Consider the following 15,955-nt stretch of genomic DNA (forward strand, 5'->3'; position numbering starts at 1 on the left):
AGAAGGGCATGAGCCAACACACCGGTTTTAACCGGTGTGTTGGCTTTTTTCGTAAAAAGCAATCTCCGAAGAAAAACGGGATCAACTGCCAGTAAATGTCCGATTCGTTCATCTAACAATCAGTGGGGGAAGAAATCCCTCACTGATTGAAGTTTCACTTTATGAACAAGTTATGACAATAACTTATTTAACTTTACATATTGATGAAACAGCAATACGATTGAATTATATCAATTGTAAAGTTAGGGGATACTCTATGGTTAAAAAGGTCATTGGTATTGCTTTACTCGTAGTTATGATTAGTATGGCAGTTTTTAGCTTTATCGATACAGAGGAAGAAGCACAAACACCTAAACAGCAGAATTCTGATGGCGCGGGAATTGTGCCTCCTAATCAGACAGGTATTGAAGAAGGACAGTATGCACCGGATTTTAAAGTTGAAACACTTTCGGGAGATACATTTCAATTGTCTGATTTACGCGGTCAAAAAGTCATTATGAATTTTTGGGCGTCATGGTGCGGCCCTTGCAAAGATGAAATGCCCGAGATGCAAAAATTTTATGAAGAATACGGTGACAAGGTCGAAGTGGTCGCTGTTAACTTAACCGGCAATGATTCAGGTGTTAAAGCAGTTGAGGAATATGTTAATAAAAATGGTTATACGTACCCTGTCCCATTGGATAAAGATTCAAAGATACAGGAACAGTACGATATTTATAATATCCCAACCACTTATTTCATCGGAACAGACGGAAAAGTCCAGCAACCTCCAAAACTTGGCCCCATGACTTATGACTATATGGTTGAAATGATTGATAAATTATCATAAAAATGGATAGATTTTCAAAGATTTGGTAACACTATTCCTAATAACATGAAATTAAATAAGTCATAAGGAGTGGGTTACAATTTCTTTGAAAAGACGGCTTTCATTTGATGAACTTGTTCAGGAAAACCGCAAGGAAATGTTACAGGACGAATCAGTTCAAGAAAGAATTGAAAAAAATATGGAAGCAAAAATGCACCAGTCTTTGAATGAAAAGCACTCAAAGTAGAAAGAAGCATGTTCTATTGGTCAGGTCACGACTAATCAGAACAGGCTTTTTTTAGTTGTATATTATCGTTGCTTCAGTAAAAAATTAAATTAGACCCACATTAAGGGTGGATTAATTTTAGTGAAGGAGGATGGAAGTGACTGACAAGCATAAATACGAACCTAAACCGGATGACCGCAGCGATAATGTTGAAAAACTACAAGAGATGGTTCAGGACACCATTCAAAATCTCGAGGAGTCTCATGAAACGATGAAGCACAGTTCAGGCAATGAAAGAGATAAAATCGAAGCAAAAAACAAACGGCGTGAAGAGGCGATTGAAGGTATGCGACAGGAGATTAAAGACGAAGCGGATAAATAATTTTTAACCTCAAACCATTTGATTCATGGTTTGAGGTTAATCAATTCATGCAAATCATCCTGATACAAACAGAGTCTGTGGTAAAATGGATTATAGAAAACAGATCTTGGGGGGAGAGCTTCATTGCATAAAACGAATACACCAGTCGAAGTAAGATATCAGGAAACCGATCAAATGGGTGTGGTTTATCATGCCAATTATCTTGTGTGGTTTGAAATCGGCCGAACAAAATATATTGAAAGCCTTGGCCTTACATATGCCGATATGGAAAAGAATAATATTGTCTCTCCGGTTGTTGATGCGCAAATTAACTTCAAAAAGCCGGTTCGCTATGGTGAAAAAGCGTTTGTTGAAACATGGCTCGATTCATATGATGGCATACGGACAGTCTATGGTTACGATATTTTGCGGGAAGATGGTGTAATGGCTGCAAGCGGCACAACAAAGCATGTCATTGTCGATAAAGAATCTTTTCGTCCGCTTGCATTGCGCAAGGCCTTTCCAGAGTGGCATCAGGCATATCTGCAGCAAGTAAGCGGTGAAGCGTGATGGCTTTTGGTATAAATCGAAGAGAGTTGCAAAAATGGAAAAAAGATGTAAAAAATGGTCAAATAAGTTTTTTAACACATTATTGGATTGATGAACGATTTCCCGGTTGTGATACGGTAACGAAAGTCGGGTGCAATGACCTGAATAAACTAATTAATTGGGGAGCGCAGTATAGCTTGCAGCCAAAATGGATTCATAACGACGAACATCATCCGCATTTTGATTTATTTGGTGAGAAACAGGCACGTATATTGCGAAAGGAACAACAGTGGGAACAAATAAAAAGATTTGAATTGTAAAACTTTTCAAAGTTGAAGACCAAATCACTGTAAAAAGAGCTGACAATGGCAAAAAGGCGCTGGTTTACAGCGCCTTTTAATTATAATGAAACTTAGGTTCTTTTGTTTTCTCATCAAGTGTAATTGACAAATCCTGCCCGTCAAAATACCATGCATCTTTATTTTCGATATAAAATGTAATCCCTGCAACATCACATGAAGCGTATATATCCTCAGGCACGTCATTGCCGAGGCCTAAAGAGAAACCGGGTATTCGCCCGCCAAAACCACCGTATCGGACGAAAAATCGCTGATAAGATCGATCATCAATGTCAAATTCATCCTTGTACCATTGTCCTGCCTGATTTGTAATCTTCAACTTCACATCGATCACTCCCTGGCTCGTTCTTTTATTTATCCCGTTTCTCCGGTACCAAATCAATACCGCCTTCATGAAAAGGATGGCATTTGCTGATACGGCGGATTGTCAGATAAGCGCCTTTCAGGAAACTGAATCGCCTAAAAGCTTCCAGCCCATATTCAGAACATGTGGGAAAAAAACGGCAAGTTGGTGGTTTAAAGGGACTGATTGCTTTTTGATAAAATTTAATCAGTCCGATAAAGATATATTTCACATGATTCACCCTTCCAGCCGTTATTGCTGCGATTTATCGTATGTTATGGATGCAATCGCATCATGCATATGGATGGATTCTTCATTGCGGCATTTAACTTGGAATTTGGCAACAAACGGCATTTCATAAAGATCAGCTGCAACAAGACGAGCAAGATCCTCCACGAAGCGAGGATTCTCGTATGCCTGTTCAGTAACCATTTTTTCATCAGGCCGTTTCAGAACAGGATGCAGTCTGGCGCTGGCATTGCTTTCTGCAGCCTCAAGCAGGAACGCTTTCCAGTCTGCACTCTCTTCATCAAAATCCTCAATCAAGGATACGTTTATGGAAACTTCCCCGCGCTGATTATGTGCACTGTATTCGCTGATTTCTTTCGAGCATGGGCAAAGGGTAGTAATCAAAGCTGACATGGATGCCTCCACGGTATAGCCTGCTGATTGATCATAGTTGACACAAATGGTGATATCGGCATGATTCATTCCGGGAAGATCTGATTGCGGACCGCGCCGCTCATAAAACCAGGGAAAGCTTACTTTGATTTCTGCATCTTTCTGGTCCAGCCGTTCTGCCAAGTCTTTTGTGAATATCTTAAGCGTTTTTATATCAATGACAAATCCTTTTTGATGGAATGCCTGCAGCTGCTCGGTGAACCGGCTCATGTTGGTGCCCTTGCTGGATTTATCGATACTTGATGAAAATTCAAATGTCCCTATGGTCGTCTGGGATTTTGGCTCAAGACTGCTTGCAACTGTAATCGGATGTTTTACATTGGCTATTCCAACTTCATCGAGATCAAACAAAAAATCTTCTTTTGAATTTTGCAAGTCAGCCATTTTGCTTTTTTCGCTGGGTTTTGTTCTAGGACCGGGCTCTACAGAACCAAATAGTTTATGACGTTGGGCTTTATTCGGTAACTGTTTATTTGAGATAGATCTGACTTTATTCATAACGAATCTGTGACCCCTTCCAATTTGTAACTGTACTTCTTCAGTATACTAAATGTTGTATTAAAGATTCAATTTATTGGTTTACTAGAGCTACATCCATGTTATTTTCGGTTCGGTTTTATTTTTAATCCGTTTGATATTTTCACGATGACGGTAAAATACTAAAATCGTTAATACCGCTGTTACGATAACGAGCCCCCAATCCTGAAACAGAACGGAGACAATCACTGCAATAACGCCGGTGATTATTGAGGACAGTGAAACATATTTGGAAATATACAATGTCAGAAGAAAGGATGTCACTGTTACTGCAAAAAGGACAGGGTTAATGCCCAAAATAATCCCACCTGATGTTGCAACGGCTTTGCCGCCTTTAAATTTTGCAAATAGCGGGTATGTATGACCCACAACCGCAAATAACCCTATAGCAAGCCGGAAAACGTCAGCACCAAAAAACAGGGGCAGTGCCGTGGCCAGTGTCCCCTTTAGGATATCCGCCAGTGTTACAATGATTCCCGCTTTCACCCCTAAAATTCGAAATGTGTTCGTCGCACCAAGGTTGCCGCTCCCGTGTTCTCTGATGTCAATCTTGTAACCAAGTTTGCCTACGATCACCCCTGAAGGGACAGACCCCAATAAATATGCCATTAAAGCAAATACTACAAACTCCATAATGTTTCCCACTTTCCGCTTCATTTTTGACTTTGTCCTATTTTACCATGAAGTAACGATTCTAAGAACCTTTATTAATTGAATTGTCCCATTAGGGTTTCTAAAATGATGGTAAGGGGTAATGTTTAGATATTGCATAAAAATGAAAAATTCTGTTGAAAGGAAGAATTTGATGATTGAATTTGCCGATGTTAAAAAAGTGTATCCTGATGGCACAAAAGCACTCGAGGATTTTTCATTAAAAATCAATGAAGGTGAATTTGTTACGTTAATCGGCCCGAGCGGCTGCGGTAAAACGACGACAATGAAAATGGTTAATCGGCTGATTGAACCGACTTCAGGGACAATTTACATAAACGATACGGATATTAATACGTATAATATTCATGAACTGCGCTGGAACATCGGGTATGTGCTTCAGCAAATCGCCTTGTTTCCACATATGACGATTGAAGAAAATATTGCGGTTGTACCGGAAATGAAAAAATGGAAGCGTAAGCAGATTCAGGACAGAAGTAAAGAGCTGCTTGAAATGGTCGGGCTCGATCCATCCGTATATATGCATCGAAGACCGGATGAACTGTCAGGGGGGGAGCAGCAGCGTGTTGGGGTCATCCGCGCATTGGCTGCTAATCCGAATATTATTTTAATGGACGAGCCATTTAGTGCGCTTGATCCGATCAGCCGCGAACAATTGCAGCATGATATAAGAGAGCTTCAGCAAAAAATCAGAAAAACAATTGTCTTTGTGACACATGATATTGATGAAGCATTGGCGCTCGGTGATAAGGTTTGCCTGATGCGGGAAGGACGGATTATTCAGGTTGATACACCACAGCAATTGGTTTTGAACCCTAAAACACAATTTGTAAAGGATTTCATCGGTGAACGAAAATCTCCATGGCAAACAGCTGTCGACGTAATAGCTGAAGAAACCGAATCCAGCATCATAACAAAAAGTGCATATGAGGAACGGAATTACCCTGATAATGGGATGTTTATCATTAAGGATGAAGCTAACAAAGTTGTCGGGGCGCTCACTGACGGTCATTATACAAAGGACGTAACTGTCCTTGAAAATGATTTACCGCTTTACAAAGCAGCGGATTTATTGCAAACCAAAAGTCAGCTGGTATATCCCATCATCAAAGATGAAGAGCTCCTGGCAACGTTGACTTACAAAGATATAATTACCTATTTAAGACGTGAAACTGCTGCAAAAGACGGGGTGATTCAGTAATGGGTGAGTTTATTTCCGTTTTTCAAAACAGACAGGATATGCTGCTTGAAACGATTTGGGAGCATTTGCAAGTTTCATTGCTGTCACTCATCATTGCGATCATCATTGCAGTACCGCTCGGTTTGGTGATGACAAGATATCAGCGGGTAGCCGAGCCAGTAATCGGCCTGTCTGCCGTCATGCAGACAATCCCGAGTCTTGCGGTTCTCGCGTTTCTGATTCCCTTTTTTGGCATTGGCACTACACCGGCGATTATTGCGCTAACCATATATGGATTATTGCCTATTTTACGAAATACCTATACCGGGATTAATGAGGTGGAACCATTTTTAACAGAAGCTGCTACCGGAATGGGGATGAATTCTTTTAAACGATTGACTAAAGTGGAGCTGCCCATTGCTATGCCTGTTATCATGGCAGGGATTCGAACATCAATGGTATTAATCGTTGGAACTACCACTATCGCAGCACTAATTGGTGCAGGTGGTCTGGGTGAGCTGATTCTGCTCGGCATTGACCGTGGTGCTGACTTGAATCTTATCCTGCTCGGCGCTATCCCTGCCGCTATGTTAGCTATTTTATTGGATTTTATATTACGCGGGTTTGAACGAATTTCGAGACGGGCAGGTTTTAAGTCATTTGCAGCGATGCTAGTCATAGCTGTTCTGATCGTTGCTTCACCGTTTTTCTTTTCACCGGCAAAACAAGCGGATATCACAATCGGCGGAAAGCTTGGTTCGGAGCCGGCTATTCTGATTAATATGTATAAACAGCTTATTGAAGAAGATACGGATTTATCTGTAAAGCTTGAACCAGGACTTGGTAAAACCGCTTTTGTGTTCAGTGCCCTGAAAAATGGCACTATCGATATTTACCCTGAGTTTACCGGAACTGCAATTGTCACGCATTTGGAACAGGATGCAGAGAGCAATAATAGAAATGACGTCTATGAGCAGGCAAGGGAAGGTATGAAGGAACAATATGGTATGATTATGTTAGAACCTATGGACTTTAACAATACGTATGCTGTTGCATTAAAGCAAGAATTTGCGAATGAGCATAATCTGGAAACAATCGGTGATTTGAAAAAAGTTGAAGATAACATCACTGCTGGTTTTACGTTAGAATTTAATGACCGGTATGATGGTTATGTCGGTATGCAGGATGTATATGGCCTGAATATTTCTGATGTTCAGACGATGGAGCCTGGAATTCGTCAGGATGCACTGAAAAACAATGAAGTCGACGTCATAGATGCCTATGCAACTGACAGTTATATGATTGATTTAAACCTGGTGACGCTGGATGACCCGGAGAATCTGTTCCCGCCATATCAGGGATCACCGCTGCTGCGAGAGGGTACACTAAATGAATATCCCGAACTGAAAGGCATACTGAATCAGCTTGGCGGAAAAATAACAGATGAAGAAATGCGGCAAATGAATTACGCAGTCGATTATGAAGACAGAGATCCAGCAAATGTTGCCCGTGAGTATCTTTTGGAAGAAGGGCTTATCAATAATTGAGGGAGGCATCTGGAATGACATGGGAAAATCCGCAAAATAAAATTGTGAAAGAAGTTCTGGAATCAGCGAAAACAATTGCAGTTGTAGGTCTGAGTGATAAACCTGAACGCACTTCATATCAAATTTCAAAAATCATGCAGGATCAGGGCTACACCATAATCCCGGTGAACCCTAAAGTAAATGAAGTTCTCGGCGAAAAAGCATATGATAATTTAACAGATGTCACGGAAAACATCGATATCATCAATGTGTTCCGCCGCTCTGAATTTCTGCCGGACATTGCGAAAGAAGCAGCTCAAACTGACTGCCGCGTCTTTTGGGCTCAACAGGGTATTGTCAGTCAGGAAACGTATGATTATTTGAAAGAACGCGGGTTTACTGTCATCATGGACAGGTGTATTAAAGTAGCTCACAGTGTACTCGTATAGACAGTAAAAAGTTACTGAATGGCCTTCTCAGGTCATTCTTTTTTTGTACTTCCGAAAAATTATAGTATACTAATAACCGTGTGTTGCGGTATTATGGACTTTAACCGATATAAAAATTTTACATTAACAAACATTTGTTCTATTATTGAAATTATCATGAAAGAACTTGTATCCTAAGAAAGAAGAGAGGAGTCAGACTGCATGGTTAAGGAGTCTTTACAATATACAGATGATTCAATTCAAGTACTCGAAGGCCTGGATGCCGTCAGGAAAAGACCGGGAATGTATATTGGCAGCACTGATCAGCGCGGGCTTCATCATCTGGTTTTTGAAATTGTCGATAATGCTGTTGATGAGGCATTGGCCGGGTACGGGTCAGTGATTAAGGTAACCGTACATAAGGATAATAGTATTTCTGTGGAAGATGCAGGAAGAGGTATTCCCACTGGTCTCCACTCGAGCGGCAAGCCGACAACAGAAGTGATTTTCACTGTCTTGCACGCAGGCGGCAAATTTGGACAAGGCGGCTATAAAACGAGTGGCGGACTTCATGGGGTCGGAGCTTCCGTTGTCAATGGCTTATCCGAGTGGCTGGAAGTAACCATTTATCGGGAAGGGTTTAAATATCATCAGCGTTTTGAACATGGCGGCAAGTCTGTCACTCCGCTGGAAAAGATCGGTAAAACAAATAAGAAAGGAACCCGCATTCATTTTAAACCTGACCCTGCTGTATTTTTATCGACGGTCTACAATTTTGAAACACTGTCTGAACGGCTGAGAGAGTCAGCTTTTTTGCTTAAAGGGTTAACGATTGAACTGACTGATGAGAGAGAGCAGTTAAAAGAGGAATATCAATTTCCGGACGGGCTCGAATCCTTTGTTGCGTATCTGAATGAAGAAAAGGATGGATTGCACCATGTCGTGTCGTTTGAAGGCGAGCATCAGGACATCGAAGTTGACTTTGCATTCCAGTTTAATGATGGGTTCTCTGAAAGCATTCTGTCCTTTGTCAATCATGTCCGTACAAAAGATGGCGGCACACACGAATCCGGTGCGCGCACAGCTATCACACGAATCTTTAATGACTATGCCAGAAAAAACGCTTATCTTAAAGATAAAGATAAAAACCTTGAAGGTTCAGACATACGTGAAGGGTTTACAGCTATCGTATCAGTCCGTATACCTGAAGAGATGCTGCAATTTGAAGGGCAGACGAAAGATAAACTTGGGACGGCTGAAGCACGATCAGCAGTCGATGCCGTCGTGTCTGAAAAACTTTCATACTTCCTGGAGGAGAACCCGGATGCTGGCGGAATGCTGGTTCGTAAAGCTATAAAGGCAAAGGAAGCACGAGAAGCGGCACGAAAGGCGAGAGAAGAATCCAGATCAGGTAAGAAGAAAAAGCGTAAAGATACAATGCTGAGCGGCAAACTGACACCGGCCCAGTCAAAAAACCCGAAAAAAAACGAACTCTATTTAGTAGAAGGGGATTCTGCCGGCGGTTCAGCCAAGCAAGGACGCGATCGTAAGTTTCAGGCAATTTTGCCACTAAGGGGAAAAGTGATCAATACCGAAAAGGCTAAAATTCAGGACATCTTAAAAAACGAGGAAATCTCCACCATTATTAATACAATCGGTGCGGGCGTTGGCGGTGACTTTGACCTGAAAGATGCACAATATGATAAGATTATCATTATGACGGATGCAGACACAGACGGCGCACACATCCAAGTTTTGCTTTTGACTTTTTTCTACCGCTATATGCGGCAGCTGGTTGAGGCAGGTATGATTTACATTGCTTTACCGCCGCTTTATAAAATAACGAAAGGGAAAGGCAAAAATGAAAAATCCGTCTACGCCTGGAACGATGATGAGATGAAAGAAACGATTAAAGACTTTAAAAATGGTTACATTATTCAGCGCTACAAGGGTCTTGGTGAGATGAATGCCGATCAGCTATGGGAAACAACCATGAACCCCGAAACACGGACACTGGTCAGGGTTACAATTGATGATCTTGCCCGGGCTGAAAGACGCGTGACGACATTAATGGGTGACAAAGTGGAGCCCCGCAGAAAATGGATTGAAGGACACGTTAAATTCGGAATGACTGAAGATGCTAATATATTGGAAAATGATAAAATTCAATCGCAATAACATAAGAAGCAATGTAACATCGTAATAGGGGGATTGGCTTGGCACAAGCTGAAAATTATTTGGATCTTCCACTGGAAGAAGTCCTTGGCGACCGGTTTGGAAGATACAGCAAATATATCATTCAGGAACGGGCGCTCCCGGATGTCCGTGATGGACTTAAGCCCGTTCAGCGAAGAATTTTGTATGCAATGAATGAAGAAAAAAATACCCATGATAAAAATTTCCGTAAAGCAGCAAAAACCGTCGGGACAGTTATCGGGAATTATCATCCGCACGGGGATACATCTGTGTACGATGCGATGGTGCGGCTCAGTCAGGAATGGAAAGTGCGCAACAGCCTTGTTGAAATGCATGGTAATAATGGCAGTGTTGACGGGGACCCGCCAGCTGCAATGCGTTATACAGAGGCAAGATTATCAAAAATTGCCTCAGAAATGCTTCGTGATATTTATAAAGGAACAGTCGATTGGATTCCAAATTTTGATGATACGATTAATGAACCAGTCGTCCTTCCGGCTAAATACCCGAATCTGCTTGTAAACGGATCGACAGGTATTTCGGCCGGTTATGCAACAGATATACCACCACATAATCTGGCGGAGGTCGTAGATGCCGTCATTAAAAGGATCGATAACCCTTCAGTTTCGGTCGATGAACTGATGCAGGTTCTCAAAGGTCCTGATTTTCCGACAGGCGGCATTATTCAAGGTGTTGATGGCATACGGAAAGCATATGAAACCGGGAAAGGAAAGATTGTGGTTCGCGGGAAAGCATCGATTGAGGATATGCGCGTCGGCAGACAGCACATTGTAATCGATGAGATTCCGTATGACGTCAACAAAGCTAATATGGTCAAAAAGATGGATGAAATGCGGATCGACAAAAAAGTGGAAGGTATTGCCGAAGTACGTGACGAAACAGATCGCACAGGGCTTCGTGTGGTTATTGAACTGAAAAAAGGTGCCAACAGTGAAGGTGTCTTGAACTATTTGTATAAAAATACGGATCTGCAGGTAACATACAGCTTTAATATGGTAGCTATCCACGATAAAACGCCTAAATTACTGTCATTGCCGCAGATACTTGATTCTTACATTATCCATCAGAAAGAAATTGTTACCCGGCAGACTGTTTTTGATTTAAAGAAAGCTAAAAACAGGTCTCATATTGTTGAAGGCCTGATCAAAGCAGTTTCTATTTTGGACGAGCTGATTGCAACTATCAGGGCTTCAAAAGATAAACAAGATGCCAAAAAACGTATCATTAATGCTTATGGGTTTTCTGAAGATCAGGCAGAAGCCATTGTCACGCTGCAGCTATACCGGCTGACAAATACGGATGTCACGTCGCTTGAAAAAGAAGCGGAAGAACTGAAAAAACAGATTGAACAATTAGAAGCACTGCTCTCAAGTGATAAAAAACTGTTCCAGCATATAAAAAAAGAACTGAGACAAGTGAAACGAACGTTCTCTGACGAACGGAAAACTGTCATTGAGAATGAAGTTGAGGAGTTAACATTTGACATTGAAGTCACTGTCGCCAGTGAAGATATAGTCGTATCGGCGACAAGAGACGGGTATGTCAAACGCACGAGTCTCAGGTCGTATGGTGCCTCTAACGGTGAAGACCCCGGAATTAAAGATGATGATTATTTAGTTGGTTTATTTGAATTGAATACGACCGATCAGATTTTATTATTTACAAATAAAGGTAAGTATATTTATCTGCCGATTCACCTCTTACCTGATATCAGATGGAAAGATATTGGCCAGCACATTTCCAATCTCGTCTCAATTGATCGGGATGAGCGGATTATCCAAACTATTCCAATACGCACATTTGAAGAAGGTGAGTACCTTATTTTCTTCACCAAAAATGGCATGGTGAAGCGAAGTGAACTCGCCCTGTACAAGGCCCAGCGTTACTCTAAAGCACTGATCGCCCTTAATCTGAAAAATGACGATGAAGTTGTTGGTGTTTATAATACGAACGGACACGCTGAAGTGTTTATTGGTTCCAATAAAGGATTTGGCTTATGGTATCATGAATCGGAAATCTCAGTTGTCGGTCAGCGTGCTGCAGGTGTAAAAGCTATCAAACTGAAAGAAGGCGAATATGTTGTCAACGGACAGGTGTTTGATGAATTGTCCGAGCCCTCAATTGTTGTTGTTACTCAGCGAGGTGCTGCTAAACGGATGAAACTAAAAAGTTTCGAGAAGTTAAGCCGTGCCAAACGAGGGCTGGTTATGTTAAGGGAATTAAAGACAAAAGCACATCGCCTCACAGGTTTATATGTGATAAGTGACAACGAAACGATTTGTTTCAAAACGCATAAAGATGAAACACACCGTTTCTTCCCGCTGGAACTATCAGTCAGTGACCGGCAAAGTAATGGATCATTTCTCATTGACAGTGATAATCAGGGCGAGGTAACGGAAGTGTGGAAAGAATCGGACTATGAAAAACCTTTTGAAGAATAAATGTCTGAATGCAGACAGTATTACTAGTACTGTCTGCATTTTTAATTCTGAAATTTTTCTTTTTATATTCAGAAAAATATGATACAGTATAAATGAGTTTTGAAAGGAGGGTTTGAGAACGCGGCTGCGAGAACAAATCATAGAAGAGGCGTTGAGTTTATTTGAGAAGCACGGTTTTCACGGTGTCACGGTAAATCAGATTGTTGATAAAACAGGTACGTCCAAGGGAGGCTTTTATCACCATTTCACTTCCAAAGATGAACTGCTGTTTGTTATCCATGATGAATTTATTACGTATGCACTGGAGAAAGCCACCATTGCAAATGAAACTTTTTCTGATCCAACTAAAAAACTGCAGGCAATCATCAAAGACTTCGTAAAAACATTTGGTATTTATAAGCCGCACATTTCGGTTTTTTATCAGGAAAATATTTATTTAAAACCGGAATATGAGGCAAGCATCAAGCAAAAACGAGACCAATTTAAAGAAATTATGATGAATGCTGTGCATGAAGGGAAAAAATCCGGAGCATTCCGGAACGACTTGCAGGTGGAAATAACTACTATGGCAATCTTGGGCATGGTTAACTGGACGTACAAGTGGTATAAACAATCCGGTGCAAAAAGCATTGATGCGATTGGCTCCATTTATGTTGATTTAATTTTACGCGCAGTTTTGAAAGCGGATCCAAATGTAATGGCTACATACGATGAACAACTGATTGACAGTGTAAAAAAAGATTTATTGGTGTAGTTTTTTTTATAACCAATACAGACCAACCAGTCGGTCTTTAATACAAGGGGGATTTTCATGGACTTCGAACTGACAAAAGAGCAGGCCATGATTCAGAAAATGGTGCGGGATTTCGCACAGGAAACGATTAAACCACGAGCTGTTGAAATCGATAAACAAGCTGCTTTTCCGCTTGATATCTTTGAAAAGATGGGGGAACTGGGGATTTTGGGCATTCCTTTCCCTGAAGAATATGGTGGCTCAGGCGGTGATACACTCTCTTATGCGATTGCTGTAGAAGAGGTTGCGAAAGTGTGTGGCAGCACGGGACTCAGTTTTGCGGCTACGGTTTCACTCGGAGCAAGTCCCATCTATTATTTCGGGACAGAAGAACAGAAAGAAACATTTCTGATGCCAATGGCAGAAGGAAAGGCATTAGGTTCATTCGGGCTGACAGAGCCGAATGCCGGGTCGGATGCAGGGGGGACGAAGACAACGGCAACCGAAGATGGTGATGATTTTATTATCAATGGCGAAAAATGCTTTATCACTAATGCCAGCTATGCCAAAACCATTATTGTGACTGCTGTTACCGGAAAAAATGACAAAGGTAAAAATATTATCTCTGCCATTATTGTGCCAACAGATTCAGATGGTCTGACCATTACCAGTGATTACGACAAGATGGGTGTCCGCGGGTCTGATACAGCTGAAATTGTGCTTAATGATGTGCGTGTGCCGAAGAACAATTTGCTTGGGGATCCGCAGAAAGGATTTAACCAATTTTTGTACACGTTGGATGGGGGCAGAATATCAATTGCATCCTTAGGATTGGGAATTGCTCAAGCATCACTTGATAAAGCTCTCAGTTATGCAAAAGAACGCAAACAATTTGGCAAACCAATAGCCGATTTCCAAGCTATCCAGTTCAAATTGGCTGACATGGCAATGGAAGTTGAACTTGCCCGAAATATAGTTTATAAAGCTGCCTGGCTGAAAGATAATGACAAACCTTTTTCAAAGGAAGCGGCATATGCAAAGCTTTATGCGACGGAAACAGCTTTCAGAGCAGCAAATCAAGCCGTTCAGATTCACGGTGGTTACGGTTATATGCGTGAATATGAAGTAGAAAGGTATTTACGTGATGCAAAACTGCTTGAAATCGGAGAAGGCACATCTGAAGTACAGCGGATGGTTATTGCAAGACAATTGGGGTGTTAAAGTCATATAAATTGAGGGGAGAAAATTCATGACACTACTGAATCTGACGGTAGGTGAAATACTGGAAAAGCAAGTGAATTCTTATCCGCATCATGAAGCCATTGTTTATCCGGAATTAAGTTTACGCAAAACGTATCAGGAATTTGATGAAATGGTGAATATGGCAGCAAAAGGGTTTATGGCATTAGGAATAGAAAAAGGGGAAAATGTAGCTATTTGGGCAGACAATAAGCCTGAATGGATTACGTCCCAGTTTGCAACGGGCAAAATGGGGGCAGTGCTCGTTACTGTAAACACCAATTATCAGGCTAAGGAACTTGAATATTTACTGAAACAATCCGATTCAACAACGCTTATTTTAGCGGAAAGTTTTAAAGGAACTTCGTACATCGATATTCTAAAACAAATTTGTCCGGAATTCGAACAGGCTGAAAAAGGAAACTTGAAGTCGGAAACGTTTCCCCATCTGAAGAATATAATTGTGCTGAGTGATGATGATTATGCAAATGCCTATACTTGGGATGAAGTCATGGAAGAAGGCAACTCCGTTTCTGATGATGAACTGAAACAGCGTAAACAGTCGCTGGATCCTCATGATGCGATTAATATGCAATATACATCCGGAACGACCGGATTCCCGAAAGGAGTTATGCTGTCACATCATAATATTGTAAATAACGGCAATCAGATCGCCGACTGTATGAAGCTGACTCATGAAGACAGATTGTGTATTCCGGTGCCGTTTTTCCATTGTTTTGGCTGTGTGCTTGGAATACTGACAGCAGTTTCCAAAGGAACAACAATGGTGCTTTTAGAGCAATTCGATCCCGAAAAAGTTATGAAAGCAGTATCGGATGAAAAGTGTACAGGTTTACATGGGGTGCCGACGATGTTCATAGCAGAACTAAATCATCCTAATTTTTCAACGTATGATTTTTCGCATTTGCGAACAGGAATTATGGCCGGGTCAACGTGTCCGATTGAAGTGATGAATGATGTCATGAATAAAATGGGCGCGAGTGAAATTACTATTGCTTATGGTCAGACAGAATCATCACCTGTGATTACACAGACACGTACAACCGATCCAGCTGAAGTAAAAGCAACGACAGTTGGAAAAATCCATCCAAACGTTGAAGTAAAGATTATTAAACCCGGAACTGAAGAAGAACAGATTCCGGGCGCTCCTGGTGAATTGTGCACGCGCGGCTACCATGTCATGAAAGGCTATTATAACAATCAAGAAGCCACAGACGTAGTGATCGACAGCGATGGATGGTTGCACACCGGTGATCTGGCGGTGATGGATAAGCATGGGTATATTCAAATTACCGGCCGAATGAAAGACATGATTATCCGCGGCGGTGAAAATATTTATCCAAGAGAAATTGAGGAATTTCTGTATCAGTATCCAGATGTTTTGGATGTCCAGGTAGTGGGTGTTCCGGATAAAAAATACGGAGAAGAACTTATGGCCTGGATTATCCTTAAAGATCAGGCAAACGCAACAGAAGAAGCTGTCAGAGCATTTTGTGAAGGAAACATTTCGAGACACAAAATTCCAAAATACATTAAATTTACTGATGAATATCCGATGACCGCTAGCGGAAAAGTCCAGAAATTTAAATTAAGAGAAGAATCCATTGCGGAAGTAAGAGCTTAGGGGGGGAATT

The 15,955-nt window shown here is 41.3% G+C and carries 17 protein-coding genes; 13 read left to right on the plus strand and 4 right to left on the minus strand.

Annotated features, from left to right (window positions below; genetic code table 11):
• Positions 1 to 256: 256 nt before the first annotated feature.
• From AOX59_RS04210 to AOX59_RS04225, 5 genes are all read left to right on the plus strand, one after another.
• Entirely contained in the window at positions 257 to 829 is a 573-nt protein-coding gene (locus AOX59_RS04210; protein ID WP_237049370.1) for a TlpA family protein disulfide reductase, read from the plus strand.
• An 85-nt stretch (positions 830 to 914) separates the two neighbouring features.
• A complete protein-coding gene (locus tag AOX59_RS20445) occupies positions 915 to 1,055 on the plus strand; it encodes an FbpB family small basic protein (RefSeq protein WP_257720702.1) in 141 nt (46 codons plus the stop codon).
• A gap of 130 nt (positions 1,056 to 1,185) precedes the next feature.
• On the plus strand, positions 1,186 to 1,416 hold the full coding sequence (gene tlp / locus AOX59_RS04215) for a small acid-soluble spore protein Tlp (RefSeq protein ID WP_068442270.1): 231 nt from the start codon (positions 1,186 to 1,188) through the stop codon (positions 1,414 to 1,416).
• A 123-nt stretch (positions 1,417 to 1,539) separates the two neighbouring features.
• Positions 1,540 to 1,965 (plus strand): acyl-CoA thioesterase, encoded by a 426-nt coding sequence (locus AOX59_RS04220; RefSeq protein ID WP_082684124.1) that lies wholly within the window; start codon positions 1,540 to 1,542, stop codon positions 1,963 to 1,965.
• Positions 1,965 to 2,264, plus strand: coding sequence for a hypothetical protein (locus AOX59_RS04225; RefSeq protein ID WP_068442273.1), 300 nt, complete (start codon positions 1,965 to 1,967; stop codon positions 2,262 to 2,264). Before AOX59_RS04220 ends, AOX59_RS04225 begins: the two co-directional genes overlap by 1 nt.
• A gap of 76 nt (positions 2,265 to 2,340) precedes the next feature.
• Here the strand turns inward: AOX59_RS04225 and AOX59_RS04230 are convergent, their stop codons facing one another.
• The 4 genes from AOX59_RS04230 to plsY all read right to left on the minus strand — a co-directional run bounded on the left by AOX59_RS04230 (position 2,341) and on the right by plsY (position 4,497).
• Entirely contained in the window at positions 2,341 to 2,628 is a 288-nt protein-coding gene (locus AOX59_RS04230; RefSeq protein WP_068442274.1) for a HesB/YadR/YfhF family protein, read from the minus strand.
• Positions 2,629 to 2,653: 25 nt separating this feature from the next.
• Positions 2,654 to 2,878 carry a membrane protein insertion efficiency factor YidD gene (yidD, locus tag AOX59_RS04235; RefSeq protein WP_068442278.1) on the minus strand — a complete coding sequence of 75 codons (225 nt, stop codon included), beginning with the start codon at positions 2,876 to 2,878 and terminating at the stop codon, positions 2,654 to 2,656.
• 20 nt (positions 2,879 to 2,898) lie between these two features.
• Positions 2,899 to 3,825, minus strand: a complete 927-nt coding sequence (gene folE2, locus AOX59_RS04240) for a GTP cyclohydrolase FolE2 (RefSeq protein ID WP_068442283.1) — start codon at positions 3,823 to 3,825, stop codon at positions 2,899 to 2,901.
• Positions 3,826 to 3,915: 90 nt separating this feature from the next.
• Positions 3,916 to 4,497, minus strand: a complete 582-nt coding sequence (gene plsY / locus AOX59_RS04245; protein ID WP_068448139.1) for a glycerol-3-phosphate 1-O-acyltransferase PlsY — start codon at positions 4,495 to 4,497, stop codon at positions 3,916 to 3,918.
• Positions 4,498 to 4,669: 172 nt separating this feature from the next.
• Here plsY and AOX59_RS04250 point away from each other — a divergent pair, with 172 nt between their 5' ends.
• The 8 genes from AOX59_RS04250 (at position 4,670) to AOX59_RS04285 (ending at position 15,945) form a co-directional block, all read left to right on the plus strand.
• Positions 4,670 to 5,737 carry an ABC transporter ATP-binding protein gene (locus tag AOX59_RS04250; RefSeq protein ID WP_068442289.1) on the plus strand — a complete coding sequence of 356 codons (1,068 nt, stop codon included), beginning with the start codon at positions 4,670 to 4,672 and terminating at the stop codon, positions 5,735 to 5,737.
• Entirely contained in the window at positions 5,737 to 7,263 is a 1,527-nt protein-coding gene (locus tag AOX59_RS04255; RefSeq protein ID WP_068442292.1) for an ABC transporter permease/substrate-binding protein, read from the plus strand. The genes AOX59_RS04250 and AOX59_RS04255 overlap by 1 nt, the downstream gene beginning before the upstream one ends.
• Positions 7,264 to 7,277: 14 nt before the next feature.
• Entirely contained in the window at positions 7,278 to 7,691 is a 414-nt protein-coding gene (locus AOX59_RS04260; protein ID WP_068442295.1) for a CoA-binding protein, read from the plus strand.
• A 201-nt stretch (positions 7,692 to 7,892) separates the two neighbouring features.
• Positions 7,893 to 9,848, plus strand: a complete 1,956-nt coding sequence (gene parE / locus AOX59_RS04265) for a DNA topoisomerase IV subunit B (RefSeq protein ID WP_068442301.1) — start codon at positions 7,893 to 7,895, stop codon at positions 9,846 to 9,848.
• A gap of 38 nt (positions 9,849 to 9,886) precedes the next feature.
• The gene (gene parC / locus AOX59_RS04270; protein WP_068442305.1) at positions 9,887 to 12,328 is read left to right on the plus strand and encodes a DNA topoisomerase IV subunit A; all 2,442 of its coding nucleotides are present in this window, start codon (positions 9,887 to 9,889) and stop codon (positions 12,326 to 12,328) included.
• Positions 12,329 to 12,440: 112 nt separating this feature from the next.
• Complete coding sequence (locus AOX59_RS04275; protein WP_068442307.1) at positions 12,441 to 13,082, plus strand: TetR/AcrR family transcriptional regulator; 642 nt, start codon at positions 12,441 to 12,443, stop codon at positions 13,080 to 13,082.
• Between the two features lie 57 nt (positions 13,083 to 13,139).
• On the plus strand, positions 13,140 to 14,282 hold the full coding sequence (locus AOX59_RS04280; protein WP_068442310.1) for an acyl-CoA dehydrogenase family protein: 1,143 nt from the start codon (positions 13,140 to 13,142) through the stop codon (positions 14,280 to 14,282).
• Between the two features lie 28 nt (positions 14,283 to 14,310).
• The gene (locus AOX59_RS04285; RefSeq protein WP_068442313.1) at positions 14,311 to 15,945 is read left to right on the plus strand and encodes an AMP-binding protein; all 1,635 of its coding nucleotides are present in this window, start codon (positions 14,311 to 14,313) and stop codon (positions 15,943 to 15,945) included.
• The last annotated feature ends 10 nt before the right edge of the window (positions 15,946 to 15,955 follow it).

This window comes from Lentibacillus amyloliquefaciens, from assembly GCF_001307805.1.
Classification (GTDB): Bacteria; Bacillota; Bacilli; order Bacillales; family Amphibacillaceae; genus Lentibacillus; species Lentibacillus amyloliquefaciens.

Bases quoted from the DNA above. Each gene is read 5' to 3' on its own strand.
- AOX59_RS04210 (WP_237049370.1), top strand. From the start codon at position 257: ATGGTTAAAAAGGTCATTGGTATTGCTTTACTCGTAGTTATGATTAGT.
- tlp (WP_068442270.1), top strand. From the start codon at position 1,186: ATGGAAGTGACTGACAAGCATAAATACGAACCTAAACCGGATGACCGC.
- AOX59_RS04225 (WP_068442273.1), top strand. From the start codon at position 1,965: ATGGCTTTTGGTATAAATCGAAGAGAGTTGCAAAAATGGAAAAAAGAT.
- folE2 (WP_068442283.1), bottom strand. From the start codon at position 3,825: ATGAATAAAGTCAGATCTATCTCAAATAAACAGTTACCGAATAAAGCC.
- plsY (WP_068448139.1), bottom strand. From the start codon at position 4,497: ATGGAGTTTGTAGTATTTGCTTTAATGGCATATTTATTGGGGTCTGTC.
- AOX59_RS04250 (WP_068442289.1), top strand. From the start codon at position 4,670: ATGATTGAATTTGCCGATGTTAAAAAAGTGTATCCTGATGGCACAAAA.
- AOX59_RS04255 (WP_068442292.1), top strand. From the start codon at position 5,737: ATGGGTGAGTTTATTTCCGTTTTTCAAAACAGACAGGATATGCTGCTT.
- AOX59_RS04260 (WP_068442295.1), top strand. From the start codon at position 7,278: ATGACATGGGAAAATCCGCAAAATAAAATTGTGAAAGAAGTTCTGGAA.
- parE (WP_068442301.1), top strand. From the start codon at position 7,893: ATGGTTAAGGAGTCTTTACAATATACAGATGATTCAATTCAAGTACTC.
- AOX59_RS04280 (WP_068442310.1), top strand. From the start codon at position 13,140: ATGGACTTCGAACTGACAAAAGAGCAGGCCATGATTCAGAAAATGGTG.
- AOX59_RS04285 (WP_068442313.1), top strand. From the start codon at position 14,311: ATGACACTACTGAATCTGACGGTAGGTGAAATACTGGAAAAGCAAGTG.